Genomic DNA, 26,078 nt, shown 5'->3' on the forward strand with positions numbered 1-26,078 from the left:
GCGCCGTCGCGTTCTGCCCGCATTGCATCGCCCCTTAAGGACCGTCGAAATGACGGCTTTGTCATCGCGCACGTCCTAGTATCTCACGATAGCCCGATGCTACGCGCCTGAAATCGAAAGCGGAGATTCTGATGGCCGGGCATAGCCACTCGCACCACGGGCATGATCACAGTGGGCACGGGCATGGGCACGGGCACGGCGGCCATGGCCACAGCCATGCGCCGGTCAGCGGTCACGACCGTGCCTTCGCGGTAGGAATTGCGCTCAACCTTAGCTTTATCGTGGGCGAGGTCGTGTTCGGGTTGATGGCGCATTCGGTGTCGCTGCTGGCGGACGCGGGGCACAATCTGTCGGACGTGCTCGGGCTTGGTGCGGCGTGGGCGGCAATCGCATTGGGGCGCCGGTCGCCTTCGAAGCGCTTTACCTACGGCCTCAAGGGATCGACGATCCTTGCCGCGTTGCTCAATGCGCTGTTGTTGCTCGTCGCGCTCGGCGCGATCATGCTCGAGGCGGTGCAGCGGCTGGCAGTACCCGCTCCGGTCGACGGTCCGCTGGTCGCCTGGGTCGCGGGCGTGGGTATCCTGGTGAATGGCGCGACCGCGCTGATGTTCCTGCGCGGCAGCGCAAGCGATCTCAACATTCGTGGCGCCTATCTTCACATGGCGAGCGACGCGCTGGTCTCGGCGGGCGTGGTCGTATCTGGGTTGCTCATCTGGTGGACCGGGGCGATGTGGCTCGATCCGGTGGTGAGCATCGTGATCGCGGTGCTGATCTTCCTGCAAACCTGGGGACTGCTCCGCGAATCGGTGGAAATGTCGCTGGCGGCGGTTCCCCGCGGGATCGATTCGGACGCGGTACGGGAGGAACTGCGCGAGCTACCCGGAGTCGCGCAGGTTCATCATGTCCATATCTGGCCGATGAGCACGACAGAAACGGTGCTCACCGCGCATCTGGTCATGCCGCAAGGCCACCCCGGCGATGCGTTCCTGAATGACGCCCGCGCGATGTTGAAGGATCACTTCGGGATCGGCCATGCGACATTGCAGGTGGAGCTCGAAACCAATGCGCCGCTTCACGACCCCGAGTGCAAAGTTCCCTGACCGGCCATTAGCCGCCCGGATGTACGGTGATCGGATGAACAACAGGATCGATAACTACTGCTGGCGGCAGCCTCAGTAGGCGCGTGCTACCGCGAACTCGACCGCTTCGATCATCGCGTTCTTCGCCTGTCCGTTGGCGAACACGCCGAGCGCATCGATCGCGCGCTGGCCATAATGCCGTGCGCGCGCCAGCGTATCCTCGACCGCGCGAGTCGAGCGCACCAGCGCAATCGCGCGCGCAAAGTCCTCGTCGCGATTGCGATGGCCTTCGATCGCGGCCTTCCAGAACACGCGGTCTTCGGGGTTGCCGCGAGCATACGCCAGAATGACGGGAAGCGTCGCCTTGCCCTCGCGGAAGTCGTCGCCCGCATCCTTGCCCATCGTTCCGGCGTCGGACACGTAATCGATCGCATCGTCGACCAGCTGGAACGCGATGCCGAGGTTGCGGCCGTAGGAGTCGAGCGCGAGTTCCTCGCTCTCGGGACGTTCAGCGACCACTGCCGATACGCGGCAGGCGGCGGCGAACAAGGCGGCGGTCTTCGCGCCGATGATGTCGAGATAGCGTTCCTCAGGCGTATCGACCCGGCGGGCGGCGGTCAGCTGATTGACCTCGCCCTCAGCGATGATCGCGCTGGCACCCGCGAGAATGCCGAGCACCTTGAGCGAGCCATCTTCCACCATCAGCTCGAACGACCGGCTGAACAGGAAGTCGCCGACGAGCACGCTCGCCGGATTGCCCCAGATGAGATTGGCGGTGCGCTTGCCGCGCCGCAGGTCCGAGCCGTCAACGACGTCGTCGTGGAGCAGCGTCGCGGTATGAATGAACTCGACCGCGGCAGCGAGCCGGTGGTGCCGGGTCCCCGAATAGCCAAGCAACCGCGCGCTCGCCAGTGTCAGCATCGGGCGCATCCGTTTGCCGCCGCCTGCGATCAAGTGACCGGCGAGTTCGGGGATCAGCGGGATCTGCGATTGCATGCGCGACAGGATCACCGCGTTCACCATGTTCATGTCACCAGTGACAAGCTGAACCATGGGTTCGAGCGACGGGGCGGGCCGTGTATCGCCCAGGCGGTGGATCGTGGCGGTCATGTGGAGTGCGATGTGGCCGCGCGGCGTTGCAAACGCAACCCTTTGCGGGTTGCACAGCACGCTTGGGTCCCTCAAAAAGACGGATCACGGGATGGGAGTATGCTGGTGTCCGACGAAACGCTGAACGGATACCGCCAGAGTATCGACAATATCGATGCCGCGCTGGTGTTCATGCTGGCCGAACGCTTCAAGGTGACCAAGGCGGTCGGGCGCTACAAGGCGCAGACCGGGCTTCCCCCCGCCGACCCGGGCCGCGAGGAAGCGCAGATCGCGCGGCTGCGTGGGCTGGCGAACGATGCGCAGCTCGATGCGGATTTCAGCGTGAAGTTTCTGCGCTTCATCATCGACGAAGTGATCCGGCATCATGAGCGGGTGCGCGAGCCGGAGTAGGGCGGGCGTCGGAAGCGCGGATGACCGTTCTCGCTCCAATGCCAGACGTGGTGCTACCCGACCTTCGTCACCCCGGGCTTGACCCGGGGTCCCGCTTCTCGGCCTAACTTATCGTTTCGAACAGATCCCGCCACGCGGGATTGCCACGTTCGATCAGCGCGAACTTCCACGCACGCCGCCGGTGTTTGAGGCGCTTCTCGTGCGCGATGGCATCGGTGATCGACGGTGTGTGATCGACCCAAATCAGACGATGCAGGCCATAGCGGCGGCAGAAGTCGGATCCGTCGCCGCTCAGGTGCTGCTGGATACGGGCGGGTAGGTCGGCGGTGACGCCGACATATATTGCGCCGCGATAACGATCGGCCATGATGTAAACCCAGCCGCCCCGATGCCTCACCGCGGCAGAAGATTAGAAGCGGGACCCCGGGTCAAGCCCGGGGTGGCGATCAATGCGAACGGCAGCTCTCCACCAACTCCCGCTATCAGCAGTTCGCGAGTCACCGCACCACCACCCCCCATCGCAAACCGGCTGTACCCGCGCGCCAAGCGATGGCAGACGGCGCCGCATCTTTCGATCGATGCGGCTGCGCATCGGTTCGCACCAGGAGTAGCTGATGGCCTTGAATCCCGGCGGATCGTCCGCCCATGCACCCGCGGCGGGGGATGCCGACAAGGGCGTTCACGCGCCCGATCTGCAGGTCTTCGTCTTCGCACTGTTTTTCATCTTCGGCGGGATCACCAGTCTCAACGACGTGATCATCCCCAAGCTGAAGGACCTGTTCACGCTGAACTACGGGCAGGCGTTGCTGGTCCAGTCGGCGTTTTTCGCGGCCTATTTCGTTTTCTCGCTCCCCGCCGCGGCGATCGTGCGCCGGCTTGGGTACATGCAGACCGCGTCGGTCGGGCTGTTGCTGATGACGGTCGGCTGCGTGCTGTTCATTCCGGCGTCTTCGTCGGGGACCTTCGCCGTCTTCCTGATGGCGCTTTTCGTGCTCGCGATCGGTATCACCACGGTGCAGGTCGTCGCCAACCCGTTGATCAGCCTGCTTGGCGCGCCCAAGACCGCGTCGAGCCGCCTCACCTTCGCGCAATTCTTCAACTCGCTCGGCACCACGATCTTCCCGATCGTCGGGTCGATCCTGATCCTCGGCAATCTTGCAAAGGTCGATCCCGCCACGCTGACCGGCGCGGCGCTCGATGCGCACCGTACCGCAGAGACGCAGGTCGTCGTCCACACCTATCTCGGCCTCGCGATCGCGCTGGTGCTGGTCGCGGTGGTCGTGTGGTCGCGGCGCAAGCGCTTGCCGCATACGGTGGAGCAGCATGGCAGCATCTTCCAGGCGTTCGACCTGCTCAAGCGCCCGCGCTTCGCCTTCGGGACGGCATGCATCTTCCTGTATGTCGGGGCCGAAGTCGCGATCGGGTCGCTGATCGTCAGCTATCTCGAACAGTCCAACACGATGGGGTTCGACGCAGTCACCGCGGGCAAGCACGTCGCTTATTATTGGGGTGGCGCGATGGTCGGCCGGTTCATCGGCGCGTTCGTCCTGCGGGTCGTGTCGCCGGGCAAGGTGCTCGCGGCGGTTGCGACCGGTGCGGTCGTGCTGATCGCGGTGTCGACGCACAGCACCGGGGCGATCGCGGGCTGGTCGCTGCTGGCGATCGGGCTGATGAACTCGATCATGTTCCCGACGATCTTCAGCCTCGCGAGCGAAGGTCTGGGCGCGCGGGCGGCGGAAGGATCGGGAATCATCGCGACCGCGATCGTAGGCGGGGCGATCGTGCCGCCGCTGACGGGGGTTCTCGCCGATCAGTCGACGCTGCAATTCGCCCTGATCATTCCGGCGCTGTGTTACCTAGTGATCGCGGGCTACGGCCTGTTCACGCGCAAGCCGGTGGTCGCCTGACCGATTGAGGCCGGACCGTTCCGATAAGGAACGTCCGGCCTCGGGTAGCTCACGGCATCGAGATCTGGACGATCGCATCGACTTCGACCGCTGCGCCCAGCGGCAAGGCGGTGACGCCGACCGCGCTGCGGGCATGCTTGCCGGCTTCCCCGAACAACTCGACCATCAGGTTGGACGCGCCATTAGCGACCTTGGGCTGGTCGGTGAAGTCGGCGGTCGAATTGACGAACACGCCGAGCTTCACGATCCGCTCGACGCGGTGCAACCCGCCCAGCGCCGCCTTGATCTGCGCGACCAGCATCAGCGCGCACGCCTGTGCCGCTGCGGCGCCGTCTTCCAGGCTGACGTCTTCGCCAAGCCGGCCGGTGATGACCGCGCCATCCTTGAACGGCAGCTGGCCCGAGATGTGAAGCAGCCCGTTGACCTCGACGGTCGGCACATAGGCAGCCACGGGCGCGGCTGCGGCGGGAAGGCTAAGGCCGAGTTCGGCGAGCTTGTGGTCGATACGGTCGGTCATGAACATTGCTCCTGGCAATTAGGGGTTTTTCAGGCGGGACGACCGGCGGCAAAGCGCTCGGCGATCCAGACGTGCGCGGCCTGCCAATCATCGATGCGGACATGCGCATCGGGGGCGGGGGGCATATGCACCGCAAGGTCGGGTTCGGAAACCATATGGACCCGGTGGACCTCTGGCGCGTGCTTGGCGACCGAGGCGTGGTGGACCGGAAGATCGTCAACGAACACCGTCACGGGATTGCCGAATTCCGCGACCAGCCGTGCGACGGGATCGCCTTTGCCGCCCTGGTTGGTCTCTACGCGGTAATCCATGTCGTGGCCGAGCAACTGCGCGATCCGCGGTTCGCGGTTGTGATCCCCCAAATTGGTGAGGATCACCACGTCCGCCACCTTGGACAGCGCGGCGAGTGCCTCGCGCGCGTGCGGAACGAGCGTCTGGCGGCCCATCTCATGCGGGAAGAACTGGTCGAGCAGGCCCCACATTTCCTCACGCGTCGGGGCCGGGGCACCGTTGCTGCGCGTCATGCTGTTGGCGAAGTCGCCGCCGTCCAGCGCGAACGTGATGTCGTGTGCTTCGCGCAACCACACGCCGAAGTGCCGCACCATGTGCAACAGCACCTCGTCGCAATCGCAAATCAACAGGCCCTTCAAGCAAAATCTCCAATGTCGTCTGAGCCTTCGAGCGCTCGATGCGCCGATGCCAGATCCTCGGGGCGAACCTCCAGGGCTTCGGCGCAGGCAATCAGATCGGGCTCGTGTGCCTCCAGGAAGGCGAGCGTCGCGGCAAGCACCGCGGGGTCATCGGCACGCGCGCGCAGGTCCGTCGGCGTCAGGCCGGTCACGTCAAGCAGACGCGTCGCGCGGTCTGGCTCGCCCAGCGTCCATACCAGCGCACGGAGCGCAAGCTGTGCTGGATCGTTGTTTGTCAGCGAGGCGCGCATTACGTAGTCGTGTGCCCATGAATGAGGAAAGCGCTGGCGTGGCAAAAAGGGTGCTCGTTGTCGAGGACAACGAACTCAACCTCAAACTTTTCTGCGACCTTCTGGAGGCGCATGAATATGTCACTGAGGGGGTGCGCGACGGCCGCGAGGCAGTGGTCAGTGCGCGGGCGTTCCAGCCCGACCTGATCGTGATGGACATCCAGCTGCCGCATGTCAGCGGCTATGATCTCATCCTGCAATTGAAGGCCGATTCGGCGCTGCGCGAGATACCGGTGATGGCGGTCACCGCTTATGCCGGGCGTGAGGATGAGGAACGGATCCGCACGGCGGGCGCGGACGCCTATGTCTCAAAACCGATCTCGCTGGTGCGTTTCGTGGATGCGGTTGCCGCCCTGCTGTGACGCCTCGCGCACGGGCGTTCGACCACGCAAAAAAGCCGCAAGGCTTTCGCCCGCGGCTTCTGGCCCGGAATCACCCGGGAGGGCGCAAACCGCGAACGCGGTTTACTTGATCTTGGCTTCCTTGAACTCGACATGCTTGCGCACGACGGGATCATACTTGCTGAAGCTCAGCTTCTCGGTCTTGGTACGCGGGTTCTTCTTCGTCGTGTAGAAGAAGCCAGTGTCCGCCGTGCTGACGAGCTTGATCTTGACCGTGGTCGGCTTTGCCATGACCTGAATTCCTGTGATCTGAAAAATGCAAAAGCGGCGAACCGGTCGCCGCTCTCAAGCGCTGTCCGATGGCGGAAGCACTGGGGAATGTCAACCGGAACGTGACGGATCAACCGTGGCGAACCCGCATTTAACACACCCTTTACCGCGTCGACTGCAAGAGGTCGCGATAACGAAGGGCTTGCAATGACGTCACTAATGTCAATCGATCCGACCGGCCAGCCCGCCGTGACCGACCACACGCAAATACTGCCGCTTCCCGCGCAAGACGTACCGGTTGCAGGGTTGGCGGAGGAAGTGGAAGCCATTCGCGGTGTCGCTCTGGCGTGCGGCCTCTTCCCCGCCGTCGCCGTGTCCCGCGCGATATCGGCTGCGCTGGAGCGGGGCGAGCAGGGCCCGTTGATCACTGCATGGGTGGAAATGTTGCGCGCAACGGTATCGCGCGACCAGCGCGATGCGGATGCACGCGACTCGACCGCATCTGCCTTTCCGGTTCGGCGCATCAACTGATTCGGGGGCGGCATCGCGGCGGCGGTGGCCACGCTGATCTAATCGGTCGATCGCGCCGAGCGAAATTAAGCGTCGCGGGAAGGGGAGCCATTCGAGTATTGGACCGTTGCCGCAACGAACCCAAAGGAGCCCGATCATGGTAACCGACGCGCTGAACACGCCAACCGACCTCAAGACCAACGCGACCCGCACGGTGGCCGAATCGCTCAACGGCATTCTTGCGGATTCGTTCGCGCTCTACATGAAGACCAAGAATTTCCACTGGCACGTGTCCGGCCCGCACTTCCGCGACTATCATCTGATGCTCGACGAGCAGGCCGCCGAAATCTTCGCAGGCACCGACGACATTGCCGAGCGGGTCCGCAAGACCGGGAACACCACGCTGCGCTCGATCGGCGACATCGCGCGCCACCAGACGATCGTCGACAATGACGCTGAGTTCGTTGGTCCCAAGGCGATGCTGAGCGAATTGCGCGACGATAATCTCGCGCTGGTCGAGGCACTGCGCGAAGCCAAGGACATCGCCGATGCCGCGAAGGACAATGCCACCAGCGCGATGATCGACGACTGGACCGATCAGGCAGAACGCCGCGCCTGGTTCCTGTTCGAGGCCGGCCGCGAGGGCTGATTTTCCCGCTTGTCAGCGCACCGCCGGGCCGATGGTCAACAGCCAGAGGTCTGGCGGCGCATTGACGCGGAACGGCACGAGGCTCGTGCCAACCCCTGCGGTGGTCAACGTGATCAACCGGCCCATTCGCGAGATGCCGCAGGTATAATTCGTATGCGTAACCGGGTTCTTGATCCCGAACGCTTCGAGTTCGACCTGTCCGCAATGCGTGTGCCCGACCAGTTCGAGCGTGATGTCGCGAAGCTGATACCGGTTGACGCCGTCATGGCTCACCGCGATCGGAATGCCGCGCAATCGGCGCGCCGCAGCCAGTGTCTTGGGAATGTCCTCGCGCCCGTGAAGCCGATCGTCGATCCCGGCGATTGTCAATGCGCCGCGAGCGACCGCCGCATTGTCCAGAATGCGGACCCCGGCAGCGCCCAGCGCGCGGCGAATGACCGCGGGGTCGGTGTCGTAATCGTGATTTCCCATCACTGCGACCACACCCAGCGGCGCGCGAAGCGCCGCCAGCGGTGCCGTCAGTTGCGGCGCAAACTTCTTTGCGACCTTGGCGCGGTGCCCGGCAATATAATCCCCCGCCAGCACGACCAGGTCGGGCTCGAGCGCATTCACCTGCCGCACGATCCGCGCAAGCCGCGCGGCATCCATCGATTCGTTGCCTATATGGATGTCGCTCAACAGCGCGACGCGCACTGGGCGGGCGGTCGTGGGCCAGTCGCGAAACCCGATGCGCGCCGTGCGGACGATCGGATCGATCCGCGCATTGTGATGCGCCCAGGCAAACACCGCGACCACGATGATCATTCCGAGCAGGATGAAGGATCGAAGGATGGCCATTCCGGCCCCCTAGCGTGGTGGCGCTACCATCGCCAGCAATGATACCGCTGGCGGAACAACCCGGCGGCGGCCATGTTGTGGCACGATGCGCGCCTTTGCGGACCTTCTCGATCGATTGATCTACACGCGGTCGCGCAACGCCAAGCTTCGGCTGATCGTCGATTATCTCCGTATGACGCCCGATCCCGATCGAGGCTGGGCGATGGCGGCATTGACCGGAGAGCTCGACTTGCCGGGCGTGAAGCCCGCGATGATCCGCGCACTGATCGAGACACGCGTCGATCCGGTGCTTTTTCGGATGAGCCGCGATTATGTAGGCGATACCGCGGAAACCGTTGCGTTACTGTGGCCGACCCCGCCGGGAACTGTCGTCGAGGCACCGCTGGGGATGGCGGAGGCGGTCGATCGGCTGGCGAAACTGTCGCGCTCGGATACGCCGGCCGTTCTCGGCAAGATGCTCGACCAACTCGATTCGGACGAACGCTTCGCGCTGCTCAAGATGGCGACAGGGGCGTTGCGGATCGGCGTTTCGTCGCGGCTTGCCAAGACCGCGCTGGCGCAGGCGTTCGATCTCGACGTCGAAGCGGTCGAGGAAGTGTGGCACGGGATCGACCCGCCTTACACCGCGCTGTTCGACTGGGCCGAGGGGCGTGGCGCGCAACCGACCGCGGCGGACATACCGGTGTTCCGCCCGTTCATGCTCGCACACCCGCTTGAGGACGGTCGCGTCGATCTGAAGGACTATGCCGCGGAATGGAAATGGGACGGGATTCGCGTCCAGATCGTCCATGTCGCAGGCGAGACGCGGCTGTACAGCCGGACCGGCGACGACATCACTGCCAGCTTCCCGGAAGTCGCGCGCGATTTCCAGACGATCGGCGCGGTCGACGGCGAGTTGATGGTCAAGGGCGATGCGCAGGGGCACGCGACGGAGGAGGGCGGCGCCGCAAGCTTCAACGCCTTGCAGCAGCGGCTGGGGCGCAAGGTCGTGTCGGCCAAGATGCTGGCCGAGGCGCCGGCGTTCGTCCGGCTGTACGACATCCTGTTCGACGGCGACGAGGACCTTCGTCCGCTCGGATGGACCGAACGGCGCGCGCGGCTGGAAACTTTCTCGGCGCGGCTCGATCCCGAACGGTTCGATCTCTCCACCGTGATCGTCGCAGACGATTTCACCGCGCTCGAGGGCATACGCGCGGGCGCACGCGATGGTGCGATCGAAGGGGTGATGCTCAAGCGCCGCGATTCGCCCTACCTCGGCGGCCGCAAGACCGGGCTGTGGTACAAATGGAAGCGCGATCCGCTGACCGCGGATTGCGTGATGATGTATGCACAGCGCGGCAGCGGGCGGCGCTCGTCCTTCTACAGCGATTATACCTTCGGTTGCTGGACCGAGGACGGCACGCTGTTGCCCGTCGGCAAGGCGTATTCGGGCATCACCGACGAGGAACTCAAGAAGCTCGACAGCTTCGTGCGCAATCATACGGTTGGGCGGTTCGGCCCCGTGCGGGAAGTCGACAAGACGCTGGTGCTGGAGATCGCGTTCGATTCGATTCATGAATCGAAGCGGCACAAGTCGGGGGTCGCGATGCGCTTCCCGCGGATCGCGCGAATCCGGACCGACAAACCCGCCGCCGAGGCCGATACCGTGGTGGGGCTCAAGCGCCTGATCACGTGACTGCTCGACACGCCGGTTCGCGCTGATACTCTGCCCCGCAACAAGGGGGAGACGACGATGCGCAGGGTGATGATTGCGACGGTGGCCGCGTTGCTGGCGAGTACGACGGCAAGTGCCGAAACCTTTGCGATCCAGGCGGGCCATGTCATCGTCGATGCGTCAAAGCCCGCGCGCGGCGCGTCCACCGTGGTTGTGACCGACGGCAAGATCGTGCGGATCGAGGATGGCGCGACGACGCCGGCCGGGGCGACCGTTGTCGACCTGCGCGACAAGACCGTGATGCCGGGGATGATTGACGTCCACGTCCACCTCACCAGCAATTCGGGCGAGCCGTGGTATCAGGGGCTCACCCCGAAATATTCCGAACCCTATGCGGCCACCGTCGGCCTGCGCAACGCGCTGATCACGGCGCGGGCGGGGTTCACCACAGTGCGGGACCTGGGTGGGCCGCCGCTCGCGAGCATCGCGATGCGCGACGCGATCAAGGAAGGCGGCTTCCCGGGGCCGCGCATTCAGGTCGCCGGTCCTGCTCTGTCGATCATCGGCGGGCATGGCGATTCGACCGTGGGGCTTTCGCCCGACCTGCGCGCCGCGATCGACGCGACGGGGGAGCAGTTCTGGGTCTGCACCGGCCCGCTCGAATGCGAGAAAGCGGTGCGCAAGATCGCTTCCTACGGGGTGGACGCTATCAAGTTCCATGCGACCGGCGGGGTACTCGACGACGGCAAGATCGGGCTGGAACAGCATTTCACCGACGAGGAAATGAAGGCGATCTGCGACACCGCGCATCAGCTCGGGCTCAAGGCAGCGGCGCACGCCCATGGCGCAAAGGGGATCGGCGCGGCGGTGCGCGCAGGCGTCGATTCGATCGAGCATGGCACCTATGCCGATGACGCCGACGTCGCGCTAATGAGGGCGCGCGGCACCTATTATGTCGGGACGCTGATGGCTTATAGTGGGCTGCAATTGTACCTTGGCAAGGGCATCTACACCCCCAACACCGAAGTGAAGGCGCGGCAGACGCTGCTCGTCTGGGGCAAGGCGCTCAACCGCGCGTACAAGGCCGGCGTCCCGATCGCGCTTGGCACCGATGCCGCGGTGTTCCCGCATGGCCGCAACGGCGAAGAAGTCGGGTTGATGGTCAGCAAAGGCGGAATGACGCCGCGCGATGCGCTGATCGCCGCAACCAAGGGCGGGGCGGACCTGCTCGGCATCGCGCAGAAGACGGGGACGCTGGAACCCGGAAAATCGGCCGATCTGATCGCGGTGACGGGCGACCCACTGACCGATCCGGCGGCGGTGACGCACGTGGCCTATGTGATGGTCGAGGGGCGGGCCGTCCCGATGCGGTAGGGCTGCCTGGCACCGCGTGACAGCGTACGGGCCGATCGTTACCGTCCGCGCATGACCAACCTGCGTCAACTCTACCCCGAGATCGAACCCTATGCGACGGGGATGCTCGACGTTGGTGACGGGCATCGCGTCTATTATGAACGCTGCGGCACGCCCGGCGCGACTCCGGCGGTGTTCCTGCATGGCGGCCCTGGCGGCGGCATTTCGCCGAGCCATCGGCGGCTGTTCGATCCTGCGCGTTATGACGTGCTGCTGTTCGATCAGCGCGGCTGCGGTCGATCGACGCCGCATGCCGCGCTGGAGGCGAACACCACCTGGCATCTGGTCGCCGATATCGAACGGTTGCGCGCGATGATCGGGGTCGAGCGCTGGCTGGTGTTCGGGGGCTCGTGGGGATCGACGCTGTCGCTGGCCTATGCGCAAACCCATCCCGAGCGGGTCAGCGCGCTGATCCTGCGCGGAATCTATACGGCGACCCCGGCGGAAATTGCCTGGTATTATCAGTTCGGCGTGTCCGAGATGTTCCCCGACAAATGGGAAGGCTTCGTCGCGCCAATCCCGCCAGCGGAGCGGGGCGATATGTTGCGCGCCTATCATCGCCTGCTCACCGGGGACGATCCGGCGCGGCAACTGGAGGCGGCGAAGGCGTGGACGATCTGGGAGGGCGAGACGATCACGCTGCTGCCCGATCCGGCGATGTCGGACGCGTTCAGCGACGGCCATTTCGCGCTGGCGTTCGCGCGGATCGAAAATCACTATTTCGTCCATGATGCATGGCTCGAGGACGGCCAATTGCTGCGCGACGCGGGGCGGCTTGCGGACATTCCCGGCGTGATCGTCCACGGCCGCTATGACATGCCGTGTCCGGCACGCTATGCGTACGCGCTACACAAGGCGTGGCCGCGCGCGGAGTTCCACCTGATCGAAGGGGCGGGCCATGCCTATAGCGAACCCGGCATCCTCGATCAGTTGATCCGCGCGACGGATCGCTTCGCGGGCGGTTGACGGGGATGGTCCGTCCGTTGGCGCCATTCGCGCAATGCGCAGCGGTTCGAAATATGGCGCTTCCCCGGCGAAGGCCGGGGCCCAGTAGAAGTGGCCGTGGTAACGAAGCGCTGGCTTCCGTTTTCGACTGGGCCCCGGCCTTCGCCGGGGAAGCGATTATATGGAGGACTGCCTTGCGTCAGTCCCTGCTGAACGGCCAAGCGACAAGTAGATCACAGCGGCAAGCGCAAAGCCCGCACCCACCGCCGACAAAGAAAAACCCGGCGGGCGCGGAGCCCACCGGGTTTTCTTACCGTGATCGATGCGTAGAGCTTACGCGATCGACGTCAGGTTGACCGCAGCCATCTTGCCGCGACGATCAACTTCGAGTTCGAACTCGAGCCGGTCGCCCTCGTTGAGCGAGGTCATGCCACCACGCTCGACAGCGGAGATGTGCACGAACGCATCGGGCTGTCCGTCGTCGCGCTGAATGAAGCCGAAGCCCTTCATTGCGTTGAAGAACTTGACCGTGCCGGTTGCCTTCTCGCCGGTCAGCGAGCGCTGCGGCGCGCCACCGGGAGCGGGGCGACCACCGGGGGCGGCTGCATCACGCTCGCGCGGCGGACCGCGGTCGGTGACGGCCATCGGCTCGCCGTCGATCTTCAGATCGGTCGCCGAGATACGACCACCGCGATCGACCAGGGTGAAGCCAAGCGGCTGACCCTCGGCCAGACCGGTCAGGCCAGCCTGCTCGACTGCCGAGATATGGACGAACACGTCTTCGCCGCCGTCATCGCGCACGACGAAGCCGAAACCCTTCTGGCCGTTAAAGAACTTAACGACGCCCGTGCCTTCGCCGACAACCTGCGGGGGCATCCCGCGGCCACCGCCGCCGCCGGCACCACCGCTGAAGCCGCCACCGCCGCCGCTGCGGAAACCGCCGCCGCCACCGCCACCGCCGAAGCGATCGCCGCCACCGCCACCGCCGCCGCCGAAGCGATCACCGCCGCCACCGAAGCGGTCGCCGCCACCGCCGAAGCGATCGCCGCCGCCACCGAAGCCGCTGTCAAAGCCGCCGCTGTCGCCGAAACCGTCGCGCTTGTCGCGCCCGCGCCCGCCACGATCGCCGCGGCGTCCTTTATCGAAACTCATGCCCTGTTCGTCTTCCCGCTTCGTCCGACATCATTATAACAACCATTGCACCGGACGAAAGACGCAAGGCTTTGTGCACCAAACCGCTCGTGACACAGATCCGTGTTAGCCTAAAAATACAACTGCTGCGAACAAATTCGTCCAAATTGGGGCACGGCTCGCAGCGATCTTGCGTCAGCGTTGCAAGCGCGGCACACGCTGCCCGCATATGTCGATCCTATCGCTCCTGTCAGACCCCGCCGCATGGGCCGCTCTCGCCACGCTGATCGTGATGGAGGTCGTGCTCGGAATCGACAATCTCGTGTTCATCTCGCTGCTTTCGAACAAGTTGCCGGAAGACCAGCGGGTGCGGGTGCGGCGTGTCGGGATCAGTCTCGCGCTGGTTCTGCGACTCGTCCTGCTGTCGACGATCGCGTGGATTGCCGGTTTGACCGACCCGCTGTTCGACCTCGGGCTGGCCGGTGCGGTCAACGATCATGGCCAGCCGTCGTTCGAAACGGCCTTTTCAGTGCGTGATCTTATCCTGATCGCGGGCGGAGTCTTCCTGTTGTGGAAGGCGACCACCGAGATTCACCAGACGATTGACCCGGACGACTCCGACGAGTCGCAGAAGGATGTGATCGACCAGAAGGCACCCGCAACGCTTTCGTTCGGCTATGCGATCGTCCAGATTCTGCTGCTCGACATCGTCTTTTCGTTCGATTCGATCCTGACCGCGATCGGCATGACCGATCAACTGCCGATCATGATCGTCGCGGTGGTCGTCGCGGTCGGCGCGATGATGCTCGCGTCGACGCCGCTTGCCAATTTTATCGAGCGCAACCCGACCGTGGTGATGCTCGCGCTCGGGTTCCTGCTGATGATCGGCGCGGTGCTGATCGCGGATGGCTTCGGCGTGCATGTACCCAAGGGGTATATCTATGCGGCGATGGCGTTTTCCGGCGTGGTCGAGGGGCTCAACATCGCGGCACGCCGTGGCCGCGGGCACAAGACCGGCCATTGAGCGGCGGGCGATTCGCCGCTAGGGCCGGGCGATGAGCGTAACTCTCCACGAAGAAGACATTCCCGCTGACCTGTTCGCGCCCGGCGTCGACATTGCGGTGGATACCGAGACGATGGGTCTCATCACTCCGCGCGACCGGCTCTGCCTGGTGCAATTGTCCGACGGCGGCCCCGACGAGCATCTCGTTCGCTTCGGGCCGGACAGCGACTATGCGGCGCCCAATCTGCGCGCCTTGCTGGCGGACCCGGCGCGGACCAAGCTGTTCCACTTCGCCCGCTTCGATCTGGCGGCGATCAGCCATTATCTCGATGTCACCGCAGCGCCGGTTTATTGCACCAAGATCGCGTCGCGGCTGATCCGCACCTATACCGACCGGCACGGCCTCAAGGAGCTCGTCCGCGAATTGCTCGGGCAAGACATTTCCAAGGCGCAGCAATCGTCCGACTGGGGTGGCCCGGTGCTGAGCGAGGCACAGAAGGAATATGCCGCGTCCGACGTGCGCTATCTTCACGCGATGCGCGAGGAACTCGATCGCCGCTTGACGCGCGAGGGGCGGATGGAACTGGCGCAGGCCTGTTTCGACTTCCTGCCCGCCCGCGCGGAACTCGACCTGGCAGGCTGGCCCGAGACCGACATCTTCGCGCATGCCTGACGCCGGCGCGATCCGCAGCGCGCGTCAGCGCTGGGCCGCGCCCGGGAGCAGCCACGACCGGACGGTCGCGGTGTTGCGCGTCGTGCTGCCCGTCGCGATCGGGATCATGGCGGCGTTCGTCGTCGTGCTCCCGCTCTACGCGGGCGGCGACGTCAGTTTCCTGCTCGACAAGAAGAAGGTCGCGGTCGCGCAGGAGCGGATCCGGATCCAGTCCGCCACCTATCGTGGGCAGGACGACAAGGGCCAGCCGTTCGCGGTCAACGCCGGATCGGCGGTGCAGAAGAGTTCGGCCGAGCCGATCCTGCGCCTCCAGACCCTGTCGGCCGAAATCGGACTGACCGACGGCCCCGCCAATATCGTCGCGGACCGTGGGCATTACGACATGGATACGCAGCAGGTGATGATCGACGGCCCGCTCAAGGTCGACAGCAGCGGCGGCTATCACCTCACCACGCGCGACGCGACGCTCGATCTCAAGAGCAAGACGATCCAGAGCGGCGGGGCGGTCTCGGGGATGGTTCCGCAGGGAACGTTCAGCGCCAATCAGATGAAAGCGGATCTTGAAAGCCATATCGTCAAGCTAGACGGTAATGCACGCTTGCGGATCGTGCCGCGAAGGACGAAGTAAGCCGCATGCGCCGCACCACGATCCTGCTGACCCTTTCGCTCGCCTGTGCGGCACCGGCCTTCGCGCAGGGGCGCAATTCGCAGGCGCCGATCAACCTCAACGCTGATCACATCGAACTTCAGGACAAGGCCAATCGCGCGCTGTTCTCGGGCAACGTCGTGGTCAAGCAGGCGGAAATGACGCTCAATGCGCAGCGCATGACCGTCAGCTACGCCGGGCAGATCAGCACGGGCGCCTCCCCCGAGGCACAGCGGATCGATGCGTCGGGCGGCGTCACCGTCACGCGACCGACGCAGACGGCGCGCAGCAACTTCGCGGTCTACGACCTGAAGAAGGGTGTCATCACGATGCTCGGCGGGGTGACGCTGATTCAGGCGGGGAATACCGTCAATGGCGGCCGGCTGACGATCAACCTCGATACCGGCCGTGCGATCATCGACGGTTCGTCGGTCGGCGGCGGCGGGTCCGCAAGCGCTCCCGGCACGACCACCTCCAGCAACGGTCGTGTGTCCGGCACCTTCTCGGTTCCCAAGCGCAACTAGCCCCGGCTTCGGGCGGACGTCCGAAGCGTCTCGCCGTGTCCCGCTTTTTTGTTGCCCGCGAATGGCGTAGGGCGGCGGGGCATGCCAAGATATGCACGAAGCTTGCCAGTTGCCGCGTGGTAATGCTTCGGTAAGACCGAAATGCGAGCAGGGACGGGCAATGACCGATACGCTGACTTCCACGCCGGGCCTTACGCTGGAAAGCACGCCACCGATCGCAGAGGCGCCGGTGATGAACGGCCTGTCGGTCGTGTCGATCGCCAAATCCTATGACAAGCGTCCGGTCCTTACCGATGTGTCGGTCTCGGTCGGCAAGGGTGAAGTGGTCGGTCTGCTCGGCCCCAACGGCGCAGGCAAGACGACGTGCTTCTACTCGGTGATGGGGTTGGTGAAGCCTGACTCAGGCCGCATCATGCTTGATTCGCAGGATATCACCGGCCTCCCGATGTACCGCCGCGCGATCCTGGGGCTGGGATATCTCCCGCAGGAAACCTCGATCTTCCGCGGGATGACGATCGAACAGAACATCCTGAGCGTGCTCGAACTCGCCGTGCCCGATCCGGCCGAACGCAAGGTCCGGCTCGACACGCTGCTCGAAGAATTTGGACTGACGCGGTTGCGCGAGTCGCCGGCGATGGCGCTCTCGGGCGGCGAACGCCGCCGCGCCGAGATCGCGCGTGCACTCGCCGCCAATCCGTCGATCATGCTGCTCGACGAACCGTTCGCAGGCATCGATCCGCTGTCGATCGCCGACATTCGCGACCTGATCATCCAGCTCAAGCAGCGCGGGATCGGCGTGCTGATCACCGATCACAATGTGCGCGAAACGCTCGAAATCGTCGATCGCGCCTATATCATTTACGATGGTCGCGTGTTGTTCACCGGGTCGCCCGCCGAACTGGTGGCCGACGCCAATGTGCGGCGTTTGTATCTCGGCGAGGGCTTCTCGCTGTGATCTGCATGAGGGTTGCTCGCTAGCAATGTCGCTCGCGCCACGCCTCGACCTGCGCCAGTCGCAATCGCTGGTGATGACGCCGCAGTTGCAGCAGGCGATCCGCCTGCTTGCGCTGTCCAATCTCGAGATCGAAGGGTTTCTCGCCGAGGAGATCGAGCGCAATCCGTTGCTCGAAACCGGCGATTCGCCCGACGATGGCCCGACGCAGGAACGCGAAGCCGACGTCGCCCCGCGCGACGAGCCCGCGCCCGCGGACGAATTGCTGATGCAGGGTGGCGATACGGGGGAGGCGTCGCTCGACGTCGATTTCACGGCGGAAAGCTTCCATCACGACAGCGTCGCGGATCAGCCGGGCAGCGCAGGGATGGACGGTACACTTGGGCTCAACGGTTCGGCCAGCGGTGGTGCCGGCAGCGAGGACGGCCCCGATCTCGACGCCTTCGCAACCACCGCGCTCAGCCTCTCCGACCATCTGCTCGCGCAGGCGGGAACCGCGGTGGACGGACCCGACCTGTTCATCGCGGCGCATTTGATCGATCAGATCGACGAATCGGGTTATGTCACCGCACCCCTGAGTGAGATCGCGATGCGGCTCGGCGTGTCAGTGGCGCAGGTCGAGGCGGTGCTCGCGACGATCCAGACCTTCGATCCGACCGGCGTCGGCGCGCGCGATCTGGCCGAATGCCTCGCACTCCAGGCGCGCGAAGCCGATCGCTACGATCCGTGCATGGAGAAGCTGCTCGATCACCTCGATCTGCTGGCGCGCGGTGATCTTTCGCGGCTGCGGCGAATCTGCCAGGTTGATGAGGAAGACCTTGCCGACATGATCCGCGAATTGCGCGGTTATGATCCCAAGCCCGGGCTGCGCTTCGGGGGCGAACCGTCGCAGCCGGTCGTGCCCGACCTGTACGTCGCTCGGCGCAAGGATGGCTGGGGGATCGAAATCAACGCCGCGACCTTGCCGCGCGTGCTGGTCAACCGGACCTATTACGTCGAACTGTCGGCGGGCAAGAACGACAAGGCATCCAAGGCGTGGCTAGGCGACATGCTCGCGAGCGCGAACTGGCTGGTCAAGGCGCTCGACCAGCGCCAGCGCACGATCATCAAGGTCGCGACTGAGATCGTGAAGCAGCAGGAGGCGTTCTTCCTCAACGGCGTCGCGCATCTTAAACCCATGACGCTGCGTCAGGTCGCCGAAGCGATCGAGATGCACGAATCGACCGTCAGTCGCGTGACGAGCAACAAATATCTTTCCTGTGCGCGTGGGCTGTACGAGCTGAAATACTTCTTCACCTCCGCGATCCAGTCCTCCGACGGGGGAGATGCGGTCTCGGCGCAGGCGGTGAAATCCGCGATCAAGGCGTTGATTGCGGGGGAGGGCGACGCGATCCTGTCGGACGACACGTTGGTCGAGCAACTCAAGGCGAAAGGGTTCGACATCGCGCGGCGCACCGTCGCCAAATATCGCGAGGCGCTGGGGATTGGCAGTTCGGTCCAGCGTCGACGAGCGCGGGCGCTGGGGGCGGGGTAGCGACCTTGGCTGCGTGACGATGGCGGTTCCACGCGCACGGATCGGCATCCACATCGTCGCGGTATCGCCAAGGACGACGCCGGGATCGAACCCGCCCGTTTCGGAGCGCAAATCATCCACGAAATGGGTCCGCGCGGTCCGGATCCGGATTGCAAAGCAACCGTCACCCTCTTAAGATCGGCCTGCAGATCGCTGTCGGAGACGTGTTTTTCTAAGGCTACGGTTGTGCGCCGGGTACGTTATGGTTAGCAAACCCGATGCCTATTGCTGCGTATCTAGCCCGAACATCGCCCGCCGGAGGGCAGGGAGGCGACGCCGCCACCCTCGATATCATCGCCAAGGCGATCTATCCGGCCCGCGATCGAACCGTCGACCACGTCGATGTGATTCGCACCGAGTCCGGCGTTGCGGACGGTGCCGCGATCTTCCTGATCGATCGACAATTCGTCCTGTTCGTCGCGCCCTTCGAGCATCCGGATGCAGCCGATGTGCAACGCACCGCCATGCTGCGAATCGCGGAATCGCTTCCTGCATCTCTGAGCCGAACACTGTTGCCGATCATCGGCAGTGGCCATTTCGAGGAGCGGTCCTTCCTCGTGCTGCCGCGATGCACGCCATTATCTGCCGGGCGTCTGGGGCGCTTCCTCGACAAGAAGCGGGTCGCCGACGACATATTACCGTGGCTGCGCGACCTTGCCGCCTGGAAGGCACATGCGCCGGATGATCCCGGGCGGTTCATCGCGTCGCTGAATGCGCTGATCCGGATGGACGATCTGCCCGTTGCCGTGCGCGAAACGGCGCAACGGATCGAACGGCAGTTGCGCGACCGGGCGATCCGACCGTGGCATGTCCCGATGCACGGCGACCTGTGGCGGAACAACGTCATGCGGCGCGACGACGGCAGTCTGGCCGTCATCGACTGGGCAGGCAGCGAAGTCGATGGCTACGGGATCTACGATCTCGTTCGCTTCAAGCAATCGTTCAACATCGCCGACGCGCGATACCGAAGCGAACTGCGCTGGTATGCCGAACTGATGGGTGGGGAGGATGCCGTCATGGCGCATCTGCTCGGGGCGCTCGGCCATTATGCCGATCGGCTCGGCGAGTTTCCCCGCGAACGCTTCGTCACGTTGGCGGCGGACTGTTATGCGCTTCTCAATTCGGGGTTAAGCGGGCGTCCGCACGGTTGAGCGACGCGCTTCGGTAGCGCTGTCGGTGGGCGCGTTCGCCCATGACCGCAGTTTTGCGATTTCCCGACGATGCTTCGCTTGAGCGAAGACAGCTTGCAACGAACCGAACATGCGATGCCAATCTCTTGTCTGTCGCAATCACTAGCCGAGGAAAGTTACCAATCCATGACGATGACACGATGAATCTGGTCGACGATCCCTCCGGCACCCGGCGCTTCCGCGTTCTCGTCAGCGCGCCGATCCCCGCGATCAGGCAGGGGTCGCAGTGGCTTACGCTCGACCTGTGGGCGCGCGACGTTAATGCGCAGGCGCAGGTCGCCGATGTGACGATCATGTGCGACAGCGTCGAGACGATGCCGGGCACGATGATGCCGCTCGATCCGCGGATCGCGGTCGTGCCTGCGGTATCGGGTGCGATTTCCGACGCGACGTTGAGTGAACAGATCGCCGCCGCCGATTTTACCCAGATCACCGGCCAGGCCGGGTGGCGCGCGGCGGCGCTGTCGCGGCAAATCCTGCGGCTGGCGAAGCGGCAGGGGAAGCCCGTCTTTCTCGGCATATCAAGCAACCGGGCGCGTACCAACATCATCAACGCCCAGGGCAAGTCGCTGCAGCATCGCCTTCGCGCGCGCGCGCGCTCGCTTGACGTGTCGATGACGCAGCGCTGGCTCGCGCGGCGCTCGGCGGGGGTGTTCGTGGTGGGCGAGGGGCTACGCAAGCTGATCGCACCGGTCGCGCGGACGATCCACGTCGGCGTCGCGAGCTGGATCGAGCAGGCCGATATCGCCCCGCCGCGCCCGCGGCGGGGCGAACCAGCGCGGGTCTGCATGGCGGGGCGGCTCGAGGCGATGAAGGGGTTCCACATCGGCATCGCCGCGTTCGTCCAGGCCGGGCCGGGCCGGTTCGCCGGATTGACGATCATCGGCGAGGGGGCCGAGCGCGATCGCCTGGCGACGCAGGCGGCGGACGCCGGGCTGGGCGCGTTCCGCATGATGGGGGGCGTGCCCTATCCAGAAGGGTTCTTTGCGTTCCTCGACGCGCAGGACATCGTCCTGATGACCAACCTCAATGACGAACAGCCGCGATTGATCTTCGATGCGATCAGTCGCGGGTGCATCCCGCTATGCCCCGATACGCCGCCGTACCGCTCGCTCGGGCTCGATCCCCGCATCCTGTACGCACAAGGGTCGGCCGACGCGCTCGCGGAACGGTTGCGCGCGCTTGCGGACCCGGACCTGCGCGTTGCACTGTCGGAGAGCATCGCCGAGCTGGCGCGGACCTATACCGTGTCCGCGATGCACCGGGCACGGTTGGCGTGGATGGACGGCGCGCGCTAGCGCCGACCGGGTGGCGTCGGGCTATTCGTCCTCGTCCTCATAGCCGACCAGCGCCAGCGCACGCGCCTTCATCTGCCGGGTCGCGCACCAGTGAACCAGCGCATCCTCGCGGCCATGCGTGACCCACACTTCCTTGGGCGCGATCTCGGTCAGCGTTTCGGTCAGCTCGTCCCAATCGGCGTGATCGCTTAGGATCAGTGGCAGCTCGACCCCGCGCTGGACCGCGCGCTGACGCACCCGCATCCAGCCCGAGGCCATTGCGGTAATCGGATCGGGCAGGCGGCGCGACCAGCGATCCGCCATCGCGCCCGGCGGCGCGATCACGACATGCCCCATCATCTCGGCCTTGGCGGCGGTCGTCGCCGGGCGCAGCTCGCCCAGATCGACGCCATGCGCCTGATACAAGGCGCACAACCGTTCGAGGGCACCGTGGATGTAGATCGGTGCGGCATGGCCACGCAGCCGCAGTTCGGCGATCACACGCTGGGCCTTCCCCAGCGCATACGCCCCGACCAGCACGCAGCGATCGGGATTGGCGTGCAGCGCGGCGATCAATTTGTCGATCTCGTCGCCGGTGTCGGGGTGGCGGAACACCGGCAACCCGAAGGTCGCCTCGGTGATGAACACGTCGCATTTGACGGGTTGGAACGGCGCACACGTCGGATCGGGGCGGCGCTTGTAGTCGCCCGACACGACGATCCGCTCGCCGCGATATTCGAGCAAGATCTGCGCCGAGCCGAGCACATGCCCGGCGGGGACGAAGGTCGCGCGGACGTCGCCGAAATCGTGCGACTCCCCATAGGCGACCGGATGCCCGGCTTGTTCGCCATAGCGCGCGTCCATGATCGCGAGCGTCTCGGGGGTCGCCCACACCGCACCGTGCCCGCCGCGCGCGTGGTCGGCATGGCCGTGCGTCACCAGCGCGCGCGGGGTCGGGCGCGACGGGTCGACCCACACGTCGGCGGGTTTGACGTGAATGCCGTGGGGTTGCGGATCGATCCAGTCGCCGAGCTTTGCCATGAAGACCATGTGGGGGCGACGGTCGCCGAGCGCCATTGCCGGATCGTGCAAAAGGACGAGCGGCAACCAATCCGCGGGCCATGCATTCCCTCAGCGTAACGAACAGGAGAATTCCGATGCGCGCACTGACTCTGGGGTTGCTGGCGGCGTCCACGCTGGTTGCGGGCTGCGACGAATATGGCGGCGGTCGTCCGCGCGGCTACAGCGACAATCGCTATGCCCAATATGATTACGACCGGCCCGATCCGGCGTACAACGGCTATGACGCGTCGCGCTACTACCGCGATGATCGCCGCCGGTATCAGGAGCGGCGTCTGGCGAACAACGATCGCGTCTATCGTGGCAGCGACGGCCGCTATTATTGCCGCCGTAACGACGGCACGACCGGTCTTGTTGTCGGTGGCGTAGCTGGCGGTGCGTTGGGCGCGGCGATTGCCCCCGGCGGTTCGGGCCTGCTCGGCGCGCTGATCGGCGGCGTCGGTGGTGCGCTCGCGGGCAAGGCGATCGACAAGGATCGCGGCGACACGCGCTGCCGCTAAGCCATTGGAGGAACGCGGCCCCGCACTTGGGTCGCGTTCCACCGGATCGGAACGCTCCCGGCGATGAACCGTTGACCGGCCTCACAGTTTACAGAGGTTCATCATGAGCAAGACCCACAAGCATCATCCGAAAACGCCCCCGCAGCCTAAGGCCAAGCCGGCACCGAAGCCCAAGGCGAAGCCGATGAGCAGTGGTACCGCCTGGTCAATTGGTGCGGTTGCGCTGGCAGCAAGCGCGGGCATCGCGGCGTTCCTGTCGCGCGGACGGATCGCGGCGCTGCTCTCGGGCTCGCAGAGCGAAGGCCATGTCCCGACCGACTTGCTCGATCCCAACCGCAATGCCGATGACCGCGCAGTCGCCGACTTTCGCCCCGACATGTCCGCCAAGATGACTCCGGCAGAACGCGAAGCGCTGCGTCCGGCGACCGGCCCGGCGCCATCGCTCGTGTCGGATCGCGGCACGATGAATGCGCAGACGGGTGCAGCCAACTGACCGAAAGTTGGGTCCCCGGCCTGGCCGGGGACCCGTTTCTCAGGCGTTCTTCGTGAACGAACTCTTGCGGCCACCATCGTCGGCTGCGTCTTCCTGACCGCGGTCGAGCGTGTCGCTCGGGCGGTGCGCATCGCCTTCCTTTTGATGTTCGGTTGAGATGTTGGGGGCAGGCTGCGTCTCGGTCGGCTTGATAGCGTCGGGCATGATCGTCTCCTCTGTCGATAAAGACGCGGTATCCCCGCGAGATGTTCCGCCGCTGCGGCGGACCGATTGCACCGCGCACACCGCCGCCCCATATCGCGCTCCATGAGTGGAAACGAAACGGTGTGGCACGGCACCACGATCCTGTCCGTGCGTCGCAATGGTCGAGTCGTCATCGCCGGAGACGGTCAGGTGACTCAGGGCCAGACGGTCATGAAACCCAACGCCAAGAAGGTGCGGCGGCTCGGCGACGGCTCGGTCATCGCTGGGTTCGCGGGCGCGACGGCGGATGCCTTCACGCTGTTCGAGCGGCTGGAGCGCAAGCTCGAGCAGCATCATGGACAGCTGCTGCGCTCGGCGGTGGAACTCGCCAAGGACTGGCGGACCGACAAATATCTGCGCAACCTGGAAGCGATGATGATCGTCGCCGATAAGGAAGTGACGCTGATCCTGACCGGCAATGGCGACGTGCTCGAGCCAGAGGCGGGCGTCGCGGCGATCGGGTCGGGCGGCAATTACGCGCTCGCAGCCGCGCGCGCGCTGGTCGACTACGAAGCCGATGCCGAGACGATCTGCCGCAAGGCGATGGCGATCGCGGCGGAGGTCTGCGTCTACACCAACGACCGCCTGACCGTCGAAACCATCGAAACGACCTGAGCCATAAAGCCCCTCCCCTTCAGGGGAGGGGTTGGGGTGGGGAGGTGTGAAAAGCAAAGCCCCGCCTGATCACCCGGAACTGCCCCACCCCAACCCCTCCCCTGAAGGGGAGGGGCTTGAGAAAGACCCCAATCCCTTCCCTGAAGGGAAGCGGCTTGAGAGAGACAAATGAACGACTCCCTTACCCCCAAGGCCATCGTCCGCGCGCTCGACGCGCACATCATCGGGCAGGCGGACGCCAAGCGCGCGGTCGCGGTTGCGATGCGCAATCGCTGGCGGCGGCAGCGGCTCGGCGACGATCTGCGCGACGAGGTTTCCCCGAAGAACATCCTGATGATCGGGCCGACCGGTTGCGGCAAGACCGAGATCAGCCGCCGTCTCGCCAAGCTCGCCGACGCACCCTTCATCAAGATCGAAGCGACCAAGTTCACCGAGGTCGGCTATGTCGGTCGCGACGTCGAGCAGATCGCGCGCGATCTGGTCGAGGAAGCGGTCCGGCTCGAAAAGGAGCGCCGCCGCAGCGCGGTCAAGGACAAGGCTGAGGAAGCGGCCCTCGCACGCCTGCTCGACGCGCTGACCGGCAAGGGCGCCAGCGAGGCGACGCGCGAGGCGTTCCGCCAGCGCCTGCACGACGGCCATCTCCGCGACACCGAGATCGAGATCGAACTGGAAGCCGCGCCCAACATGCCGTTCGAAATGCCCGGCGGCGGCGCGCAAATGATCAACTTGTCCGAGATGATGGGCAAGGCGTTCGGCGGCGGCCAGATGAAGCGCCGCAAGCTGACCGTCCCGCAGGCGTGGGACAAGCTGGTCGAGGAAGAGGCGGACAAGCGTCTCGACCAGGACGAGGTCAGTCGTGTCGCGCTGGCGGATGCCGAGGCCAACGGGATCGTCTTCCTCGACGAGATCGACAAGATCGCGGTGAGCGACGTGCGCGGCGGATCGGTTAGTCGCGAAGGCGTCCAGCGCGATCTTCTCCCGTTGATCGAGGGGACGACGGTCGCGACCAAATACGGACCGATGAAGACCGACCACGTCCTCTTCATTGCAAGCGGTGCATTCCATGTCGCCAAGCCGTCCGACCTGCTGCCCGAATTGCAGGGCCGTCTGCCGATCCGGGTCGAGTTGAAGGCGCTGACCGAGGATGATTTCGTTGCGATCCTGAGCGACACCAAGGCGTCGCTCACTCAGCAATATGTCGCGCTGATCGCGACCGAGGGCGTTACGATCACCTTCACCGAGGACGGCATCCGCGCGATCGCGAAGATGGCGGCGCTGGTCAACGGTGACGTCGAGAACATCGGCGCGCGGCGGTTGCAGACGGTGATGGAGAAGCTGCTCGAGGACATCAGCTTCAACGCCGAGGACCGCGGTGGCGAGACGATCGCGATCGATGCGGCCTATGTCGAGACGCATCTCGCGGGGATTGCACGCAATACCGATCTCAGCCGGTTTGTGTTGTAAGGGGGGCGTCCCGCCCCACACCCGTTCGAGCTGAGCGAAGTCGAAGCCCCGCTCAACCCGGGCGGTGTTCCTGGTGCAAGGTGCCCTTCGACTTCGCTCAGGGCGAACGGAGC

31 protein-coding genes are annotated in these 26,078 nt (G+C 65.0%); 21 read left to right on the top strand and 10 right to left on the bottom strand.

What is annotated here, in order from left to right:
* Positions 1-131 precede the first annotated feature (131 nt).
* On the top strand, positions 132-1,100 hold the full coding sequence (locus AC3WJR_RS00620) for a cation diffusion facilitator family transporter (RefSeq protein ID WP_492721415.1): 969 nt from the start codon (positions 132-134) through the stop codon (positions 1,098-1,100).
* A 72-nt stretch (positions 1,101-1,172) separates the two neighbouring features.
* Here AC3WJR_RS00620 and AC3WJR_RS00625 read toward each other — a convergent pair whose 3' ends face one another.
* The gene (locus AC3WJR_RS00625) at positions 1,173-2,189 is read right to left on the bottom strand and encodes a polyprenyl synthetase family protein (protein ID WP_354284091.1); all 1,017 of its coding nucleotides are present in this window, start codon (positions 2,187-2,189) and stop codon (positions 1,173-1,175) included.
* A 105-nt stretch (positions 2,190-2,294) separates the two neighbouring features.
* Between AC3WJR_RS00625 and AC3WJR_RS00630 the strand changes: the two genes are divergently transcribed.
* Entirely contained in the window at positions 2,295-2,579 is a 285-nt protein-coding gene (locus AC3WJR_RS00630; RefSeq protein ID WP_492724083.1) for a chorismate mutase, read from the top strand.
* Positions 2,580-2,682: 103 nt separating this feature from the next.
* On the opposite strand, the gene AC3WJR_RS00635 is transcribed toward AC3WJR_RS00630, so the two are convergent.
* Complete coding sequence (locus AC3WJR_RS00635; protein WP_492721419.1) at positions 2,683-2,976, bottom strand: GIY-YIG nuclease family protein; 294 nt, start codon at positions 2,974-2,976, stop codon at positions 2,683-2,685.
* Between the two features lie 217 nt (positions 2,977-3,193).
* Between AC3WJR_RS00635 and AC3WJR_RS00640 the strand changes: the two genes are divergently transcribed.
* Positions 3,194-4,486 carry a sugar MFS transporter gene (locus tag AC3WJR_RS00640; RefSeq protein ID WP_492721422.1) on the top strand — a complete coding sequence of 431 codons (1,293 nt, stop codon included), beginning with the start codon at positions 3,194-3,196 and terminating at the stop codon, positions 4,484-4,486.
* Positions 4,487-4,535: 49 nt separating this feature from the next.
* Here the strand turns inward: AC3WJR_RS00640 and AC3WJR_RS00645 are convergent, their stop codons facing one another.
* The 3 genes from AC3WJR_RS00645 to AC3WJR_RS00655 are packed head-to-tail and all read right to left on the bottom strand — an operon-like array spanning position 4,536 to position 5,943.
* Positions 4,536-5,003, bottom strand: a complete 468-nt coding sequence (locus AC3WJR_RS00645; RefSeq protein WP_354284099.1) for a RidA family protein — start codon at positions 5,001-5,003, stop codon at positions 4,536-4,538.
* Positions 5,004-5,032: 29 nt separating this feature from the next.
* Positions 5,033-5,653 carry an HAD family hydrolase gene (locus AC3WJR_RS00650; protein ID WP_354284101.1) on the bottom strand — a complete coding sequence of 207 codons (621 nt, stop codon included), beginning with the start codon at positions 5,651-5,653 and terminating at the stop codon, positions 5,033-5,035.
* Positions 5,650-5,943 (bottom strand): DUF3572 domain-containing protein, encoded by a 294-nt coding sequence (locus AC3WJR_RS00655; RefSeq protein WP_492721424.1) that lies wholly within the window; start codon positions 5,941-5,943, stop codon positions 5,650-5,652. The genes AC3WJR_RS00650 and AC3WJR_RS00655 overlap by 4 nt, the downstream gene beginning before the upstream one ends.
* A gap of 38 nt (positions 5,944-5,981) precedes the next feature.
* Between AC3WJR_RS00655 and AC3WJR_RS00660 the strand changes: the two genes are divergently transcribed.
* Positions 5,982-6,344 (top strand): response regulator, encoded by a 363-nt coding sequence (locus AC3WJR_RS00660; protein WP_492721426.1) that lies wholly within the window; start codon positions 5,982-5,984, stop codon positions 6,342-6,344.
* Between the two features lie 102 nt (positions 6,345-6,446).
* On the opposite strand, the gene rpmG is transcribed toward AC3WJR_RS00660, so the two are convergent.
* Positions 6,447-6,614 carry a 50S ribosomal protein L33 gene (gene rpmG, locus AC3WJR_RS00665; protein WP_010162189.1) on the bottom strand — a complete coding sequence of 56 codons (168 nt, stop codon included), beginning with the start codon at positions 6,612-6,614 and terminating at the stop codon, positions 6,447-6,449.
* A gap of 198 nt (positions 6,615-6,812) precedes the next feature.
* On the opposite strand from rpmG, the gene AC3WJR_RS00670 reads away from it, so the two are divergent.
* Both AC3WJR_RS00670 and AC3WJR_RS00675 read left to right on the top strand, forming a co-directional pair.
* Positions 6,813-7,124, top strand: a complete 312-nt coding sequence (locus AC3WJR_RS00670; RefSeq protein ID WP_492721428.1) for a hypothetical protein — start codon at positions 6,813-6,815, stop codon at positions 7,122-7,124.
* Between the two features lie 136 nt (positions 7,125-7,260).
* Positions 7,261-7,752, top strand: a complete 492-nt coding sequence (locus tag AC3WJR_RS00675) for a Dps family protein (protein ID WP_354284106.1) — start codon at positions 7,261-7,263, stop codon at positions 7,750-7,752.
* Positions 7,753-7,764: 12 nt separating this feature from the next.
* Here AC3WJR_RS00675 and AC3WJR_RS00680 read toward each other — a convergent pair whose 3' ends face one another.
* The gene (locus AC3WJR_RS00680; RefSeq protein WP_492721430.1) at positions 7,765-8,589 is read right to left on the bottom strand and encodes a metallophosphoesterase; all 825 of its coding nucleotides are present in this window, start codon (positions 8,587-8,589) and stop codon (positions 7,765-7,767) included.
* An 85-nt stretch (positions 8,590-8,674) separates the two neighbouring features.
* Between AC3WJR_RS00680 and AC3WJR_RS00685 the strand changes: the two genes are divergently transcribed.
* Genes AC3WJR_RS00685 through pip form a run of 3 tightly spaced genes read left to right on the top strand, consistent with a single transcriptional unit; the run spans position 8,675 to position 12,622 of the window.
* The gene (locus AC3WJR_RS00685) at positions 8,675-10,264 is read left to right on the top strand and encodes a cisplatin damage response ATP-dependent DNA ligase (RefSeq protein ID WP_492721431.1); all 1,590 of its coding nucleotides are present in this window, start codon (positions 8,675-8,677) and stop codon (positions 10,262-10,264) included.
* Positions 10,265-10,321: 57 nt separating this feature from the next.
* Positions 10,322-11,617 (top strand): metal-dependent hydrolase family protein, encoded by a 1,296-nt coding sequence (locus AC3WJR_RS00690; protein ID WP_492721433.1) that lies wholly within the window; start codon positions 10,322-10,324, stop codon positions 11,615-11,617.
* Positions 11,618-11,668: 51 nt separating this feature from the next.
* Entirely contained in the window at positions 11,669-12,622 is a 954-nt protein-coding gene (gene pip / locus AC3WJR_RS00695) for a prolyl aminopeptidase (RefSeq protein WP_492721436.1), read from the top strand.
* A 312-nt stretch (positions 12,623-12,934) separates the two neighbouring features.
* Here pip and AC3WJR_RS00700 read toward each other — a convergent pair whose 3' ends face one another.
* Complete coding sequence (locus AC3WJR_RS00700) at positions 12,935-13,753, bottom strand: cold-shock protein (protein ID WP_492721438.1); 819 nt, start codon at positions 13,751-13,753, stop codon at positions 12,935-12,937.
* 208 nt (positions 13,754-13,961) lie between these two features.
* Here AC3WJR_RS00700 and AC3WJR_RS00705 point away from each other — a divergent pair, with 208 nt between their 5' ends.
* The 8 genes from AC3WJR_RS00705 (at position 13,962) to AC3WJR_RS00740 (ending at position 21,591) form a co-directional block, all read left to right on the top strand.
* The gene (locus tag AC3WJR_RS00705) at positions 13,962-14,756 is read left to right on the top strand and encodes a TerC family protein (RefSeq protein WP_492721440.1); all 795 of its coding nucleotides are present in this window, start codon (positions 13,962-13,964) and stop codon (positions 14,754-14,756) included.
* A gap of 31 nt (positions 14,757-14,787) precedes the next feature.
* Positions 14,788-15,408, top strand: coding sequence for a ribonuclease D (locus AC3WJR_RS00710; protein WP_354284120.1), 621 nt, complete (start codon positions 14,788-14,790; stop codon positions 15,406-15,408).
* Positions 15,401-16,036: an LPS export ABC transporter periplasmic protein LptC gene (lptC, locus tag AC3WJR_RS00715; protein WP_354284122.1), complete on the top strand. Its 636-nt coding sequence runs from the start codon at positions 15,401-15,403 to the stop codon at positions 16,034-16,036. Before AC3WJR_RS00710 ends, lptC begins: the two co-directional genes overlap by 8 nt.
* Positions 16,037-16,041: 5 nt before the next feature.
* Positions 16,042-16,578 carry an LptA/OstA family protein gene (locus tag AC3WJR_RS00720; RefSeq protein WP_354284124.1) on the top strand — a complete coding sequence of 179 codons (537 nt, stop codon included), beginning with the start codon at positions 16,042-16,044 and terminating at the stop codon, positions 16,576-16,578.
* A gap of 232 nt (positions 16,579-16,810) precedes the next feature.
* Entirely contained in the window at positions 16,811-17,533 is a 723-nt protein-coding gene (gene lptB, locus AC3WJR_RS00725) for an LPS export ABC transporter ATP-binding protein (RefSeq protein ID WP_354284246.1), read from the top strand.
* 25 nt (positions 17,534-17,558) lie between these two features.
* A complete protein-coding gene (gene rpoN / locus AC3WJR_RS00730) occupies positions 17,559-19,064 on the top strand; it encodes an RNA polymerase factor sigma-54 (RefSeq protein ID WP_354284126.1) in 1,506 nt (501 codons plus the stop codon).
* Between the two features lie 257 nt (positions 19,065-19,321).
* On the top strand, positions 19,322-20,254 hold the full coding sequence (locus AC3WJR_RS00735) for a phosphotransferase (RefSeq protein WP_492721445.1): 933 nt from the start codon (positions 19,322-19,324) through the stop codon (positions 20,252-20,254).
* Positions 20,255-20,433: 179 nt separating this feature from the next.
* Entirely contained in the window at positions 20,434-21,591 is a 1,158-nt protein-coding gene (locus AC3WJR_RS00740; protein ID WP_492721447.1) for a glycosyltransferase, read from the top strand.
* A gap of 21 nt (positions 21,592-21,612) precedes the next feature.
* Here the strand turns inward: AC3WJR_RS00740 and AC3WJR_RS00745 are convergent, their stop codons facing one another.
* Complete coding sequence (locus tag AC3WJR_RS00745) at positions 21,613-22,611, bottom strand: ligase-associated DNA damage response exonuclease (RefSeq protein ID WP_492724085.1); 999 nt, start codon at positions 22,609-22,611, stop codon at positions 21,613-21,615.
* A 116-nt stretch (positions 22,612-22,727) separates the two neighbouring features.
* Between AC3WJR_RS00745 and AC3WJR_RS00750 the strand changes: the two genes are divergently transcribed.
* Entirely contained in the window at positions 22,728-23,150 is a 423-nt protein-coding gene (locus AC3WJR_RS00750) for a hypothetical protein (RefSeq protein ID WP_354284132.1), read from the top strand.
* A 103-nt stretch (positions 23,151-23,253) separates the two neighbouring features.
* Complete coding sequence (locus tag AC3WJR_RS00755; protein WP_492721449.1) at positions 23,254-23,643, top strand: hypothetical protein; 390 nt, start codon at positions 23,254-23,256, stop codon at positions 23,641-23,643.
* A 39-nt stretch (positions 23,644-23,682) separates the two neighbouring features.
* Here AC3WJR_RS00755 and AC3WJR_RS00760 read toward each other — a convergent pair whose 3' ends face one another.
* Complete coding sequence (locus AC3WJR_RS00760; protein WP_492721451.1) at positions 23,683-23,847, bottom strand: hypothetical protein; 165 nt, start codon at positions 23,845-23,847, stop codon at positions 23,683-23,685.
* A gap of 102 nt (positions 23,848-23,949) precedes the next feature.
* Between AC3WJR_RS00760 and hslV the strand changes: the two genes are divergently transcribed.
* Together hslV and hslU are read left to right on the top strand one after the other, a co-directional pair.
* A complete protein-coding gene (gene hslV / locus AC3WJR_RS00765) occupies positions 23,950-24,501 on the top strand; it encodes an ATP-dependent protease subunit HslV (protein WP_492721453.1) in 552 nt (183 codons plus the stop codon).
* A gap of 168 nt (positions 24,502-24,669) precedes the next feature.
* Complete coding sequence (hslU, locus tag AC3WJR_RS00770) at positions 24,670-25,965, top strand: ATP-dependent protease ATPase subunit HslU (RefSeq protein WP_354284140.1); 1,296 nt, start codon at positions 24,670-24,672, stop codon at positions 25,963-25,965.
* Positions 25,966-26,078: the final 113 nt, after the last annotated feature.

This window comes from Sphingomonas sp. FW306-05-A, from assembly GCF_058782275.1.

What these genes read in the sequence shown, in the direction of transcription:
- AC3WJR_RS00620 (WP_492721415.1), top strand. Translation starts at nt 132, where the DNA reads ATGGCCGGGCATAGCCACTCGCACCACGGGCATGATCACAGTGGGCAC.
- AC3WJR_RS00625 (WP_354284091.1), bottom strand. Translation starts at nt 2,189, where the DNA reads ATGACCGCCACGATCCACCGCCTGGGCGATACACGGCCCGCCCCGTCG.
- AC3WJR_RS00640 (WP_492721422.1), top strand. Translation starts at nt 3,194, where the DNA reads ATGGCCTTGAATCCCGGCGGATCGTCCGCCCATGCACCCGCGGCGGGG.
- AC3WJR_RS00645 (WP_354284099.1), bottom strand. Translation starts at nt 5,003, where the DNA reads ATGACCGACCGTATCGACCACAAGCTCGCCGAACTCGGCCTTAGCCTT.
- AC3WJR_RS00655 (WP_492721424.1), bottom strand. Translation starts at nt 5,943, where the DNA reads ATGCGCGCCTCGCTGACAAACAACGATCCAGCACAGCTTGCGCTCCGT.
- rpmG (WP_010162189.1), bottom strand. Translation starts at nt 6,614, where the DNA reads ATGGCAAAGCCGACCACGGTCAAGATCAAGCTCGTCAGCACGGCGGAC.
- AC3WJR_RS00670 (WP_492721428.1), top strand. Translation starts at nt 6,813, where the DNA reads ATGTCAATCGATCCGACCGGCCAGCCCGCCGTGACCGACCACACGCAA.
- AC3WJR_RS00675 (WP_354284106.1), top strand. Translation starts at nt 7,261, where the DNA reads ATGGTAACCGACGCGCTGAACACGCCAACCGACCTCAAGACCAACGCG.
- AC3WJR_RS00680 (WP_492721430.1), bottom strand. Translation starts at nt 8,589, where the DNA reads ATGGCCATCCTTCGATCCTTCATCCTGCTCGGAATGATCATCGTGGTC.
- AC3WJR_RS00685 (WP_492721431.1), top strand. Translation starts at nt 8,675, where the DNA reads ATGCGCGCCTTTGCGGACCTTCTCGATCGATTGATCTACACGCGGTCG.
- AC3WJR_RS00690 (WP_492721433.1), top strand. Translation starts at nt 10,322, where the DNA reads ATGCGCAGGGTGATGATTGCGACGGTGGCCGCGTTGCTGGCGAGTACG.
- pip (WP_492721436.1), top strand. Translation starts at nt 11,669, where the DNA reads ATGACCAACCTGCGTCAACTCTACCCCGAGATCGAACCCTATGCGACG.
- AC3WJR_RS00700 (WP_492721438.1), bottom strand. Translation starts at nt 13,753, where the DNA reads ATGAGTTTCGATAAAGGACGCCGCGGCGATCGTGGCGGGCGCGGGCGC.
- AC3WJR_RS00705 (WP_492721440.1), top strand. Translation starts at nt 13,962, where the DNA reads ATGTCGATCCTATCGCTCCTGTCAGACCCCGCCGCATGGGCCGCTCTC.
- AC3WJR_RS00710 (WP_354284120.1), top strand. Translation starts at nt 14,788, where the DNA reads ATGAGCGTAACTCTCCACGAAGAAGACATTCCCGCTGACCTGTTCGCG.
- lptC (WP_354284122.1), top strand. Translation starts at nt 15,401, where the DNA reads ATGCCTGACGCCGGCGCGATCCGCAGCGCGCGTCAGCGCTGGGCCGCG.
- AC3WJR_RS00720 (WP_354284124.1), top strand. Translation starts at nt 16,042, where the DNA reads ATGCGCCGCACCACGATCCTGCTGACCCTTTCGCTCGCCTGTGCGGCA.
- lptB (WP_354284246.1), top strand. Translation starts at nt 16,811, where the DNA reads ATGAACGGCCTGTCGGTCGTGTCGATCGCCAAATCCTATGACAAGCGT.
- rpoN (WP_354284126.1), top strand. Translation starts at nt 17,559, where the DNA reads ATGTCGCTCGCGCCACGCCTCGACCTGCGCCAGTCGCAATCGCTGGTG.
- AC3WJR_RS00735 (WP_492721445.1), top strand. Translation starts at nt 19,322, where the DNA reads ATGCCTATTGCTGCGTATCTAGCCCGAACATCGCCCGCCGGAGGGCAG.
- AC3WJR_RS00740 (WP_492721447.1), top strand. Translation starts at nt 20,434, where the DNA reads ATGAATCTGGTCGACGATCCCTCCGGCACCCGGCGCTTCCGCGTTCTC.
- AC3WJR_RS00745 (WP_492724085.1), bottom strand. Translation starts at nt 22,611, where the DNA reads ATGGCAAAGCTCGGCGACTGGATCGATCCGCAACCCCACGGCATTCAC.
- AC3WJR_RS00750 (WP_354284132.1), top strand. Translation starts at nt 22,728, where the DNA reads ATGCGCGCACTGACTCTGGGGTTGCTGGCGGCGTCCACGCTGGTTGCG.
- AC3WJR_RS00755 (WP_492721449.1), top strand. Translation starts at nt 23,254, where the DNA reads ATGAGCAAGACCCACAAGCATCATCCGAAAACGCCCCCGCAGCCTAAG.
- AC3WJR_RS00760 (WP_492721451.1), bottom strand. Translation starts at nt 23,847, where the DNA reads ATGCCCGACGCTATCAAGCCGACCGAGACGCAGCCTGCCCCCAACATC.
- hslV (WP_492721453.1), top strand. Translation starts at nt 23,950, where the DNA reads ATGAGTGGAAACGAAACGGTGTGGCACGGCACCACGATCCTGTCCGTG.
- hslU (WP_354284140.1), top strand. Translation starts at nt 24,670, where the DNA reads ATGAACGACTCCCTTACCCCCAAGGCCATCGTCCGCGCGCTCGACGCG.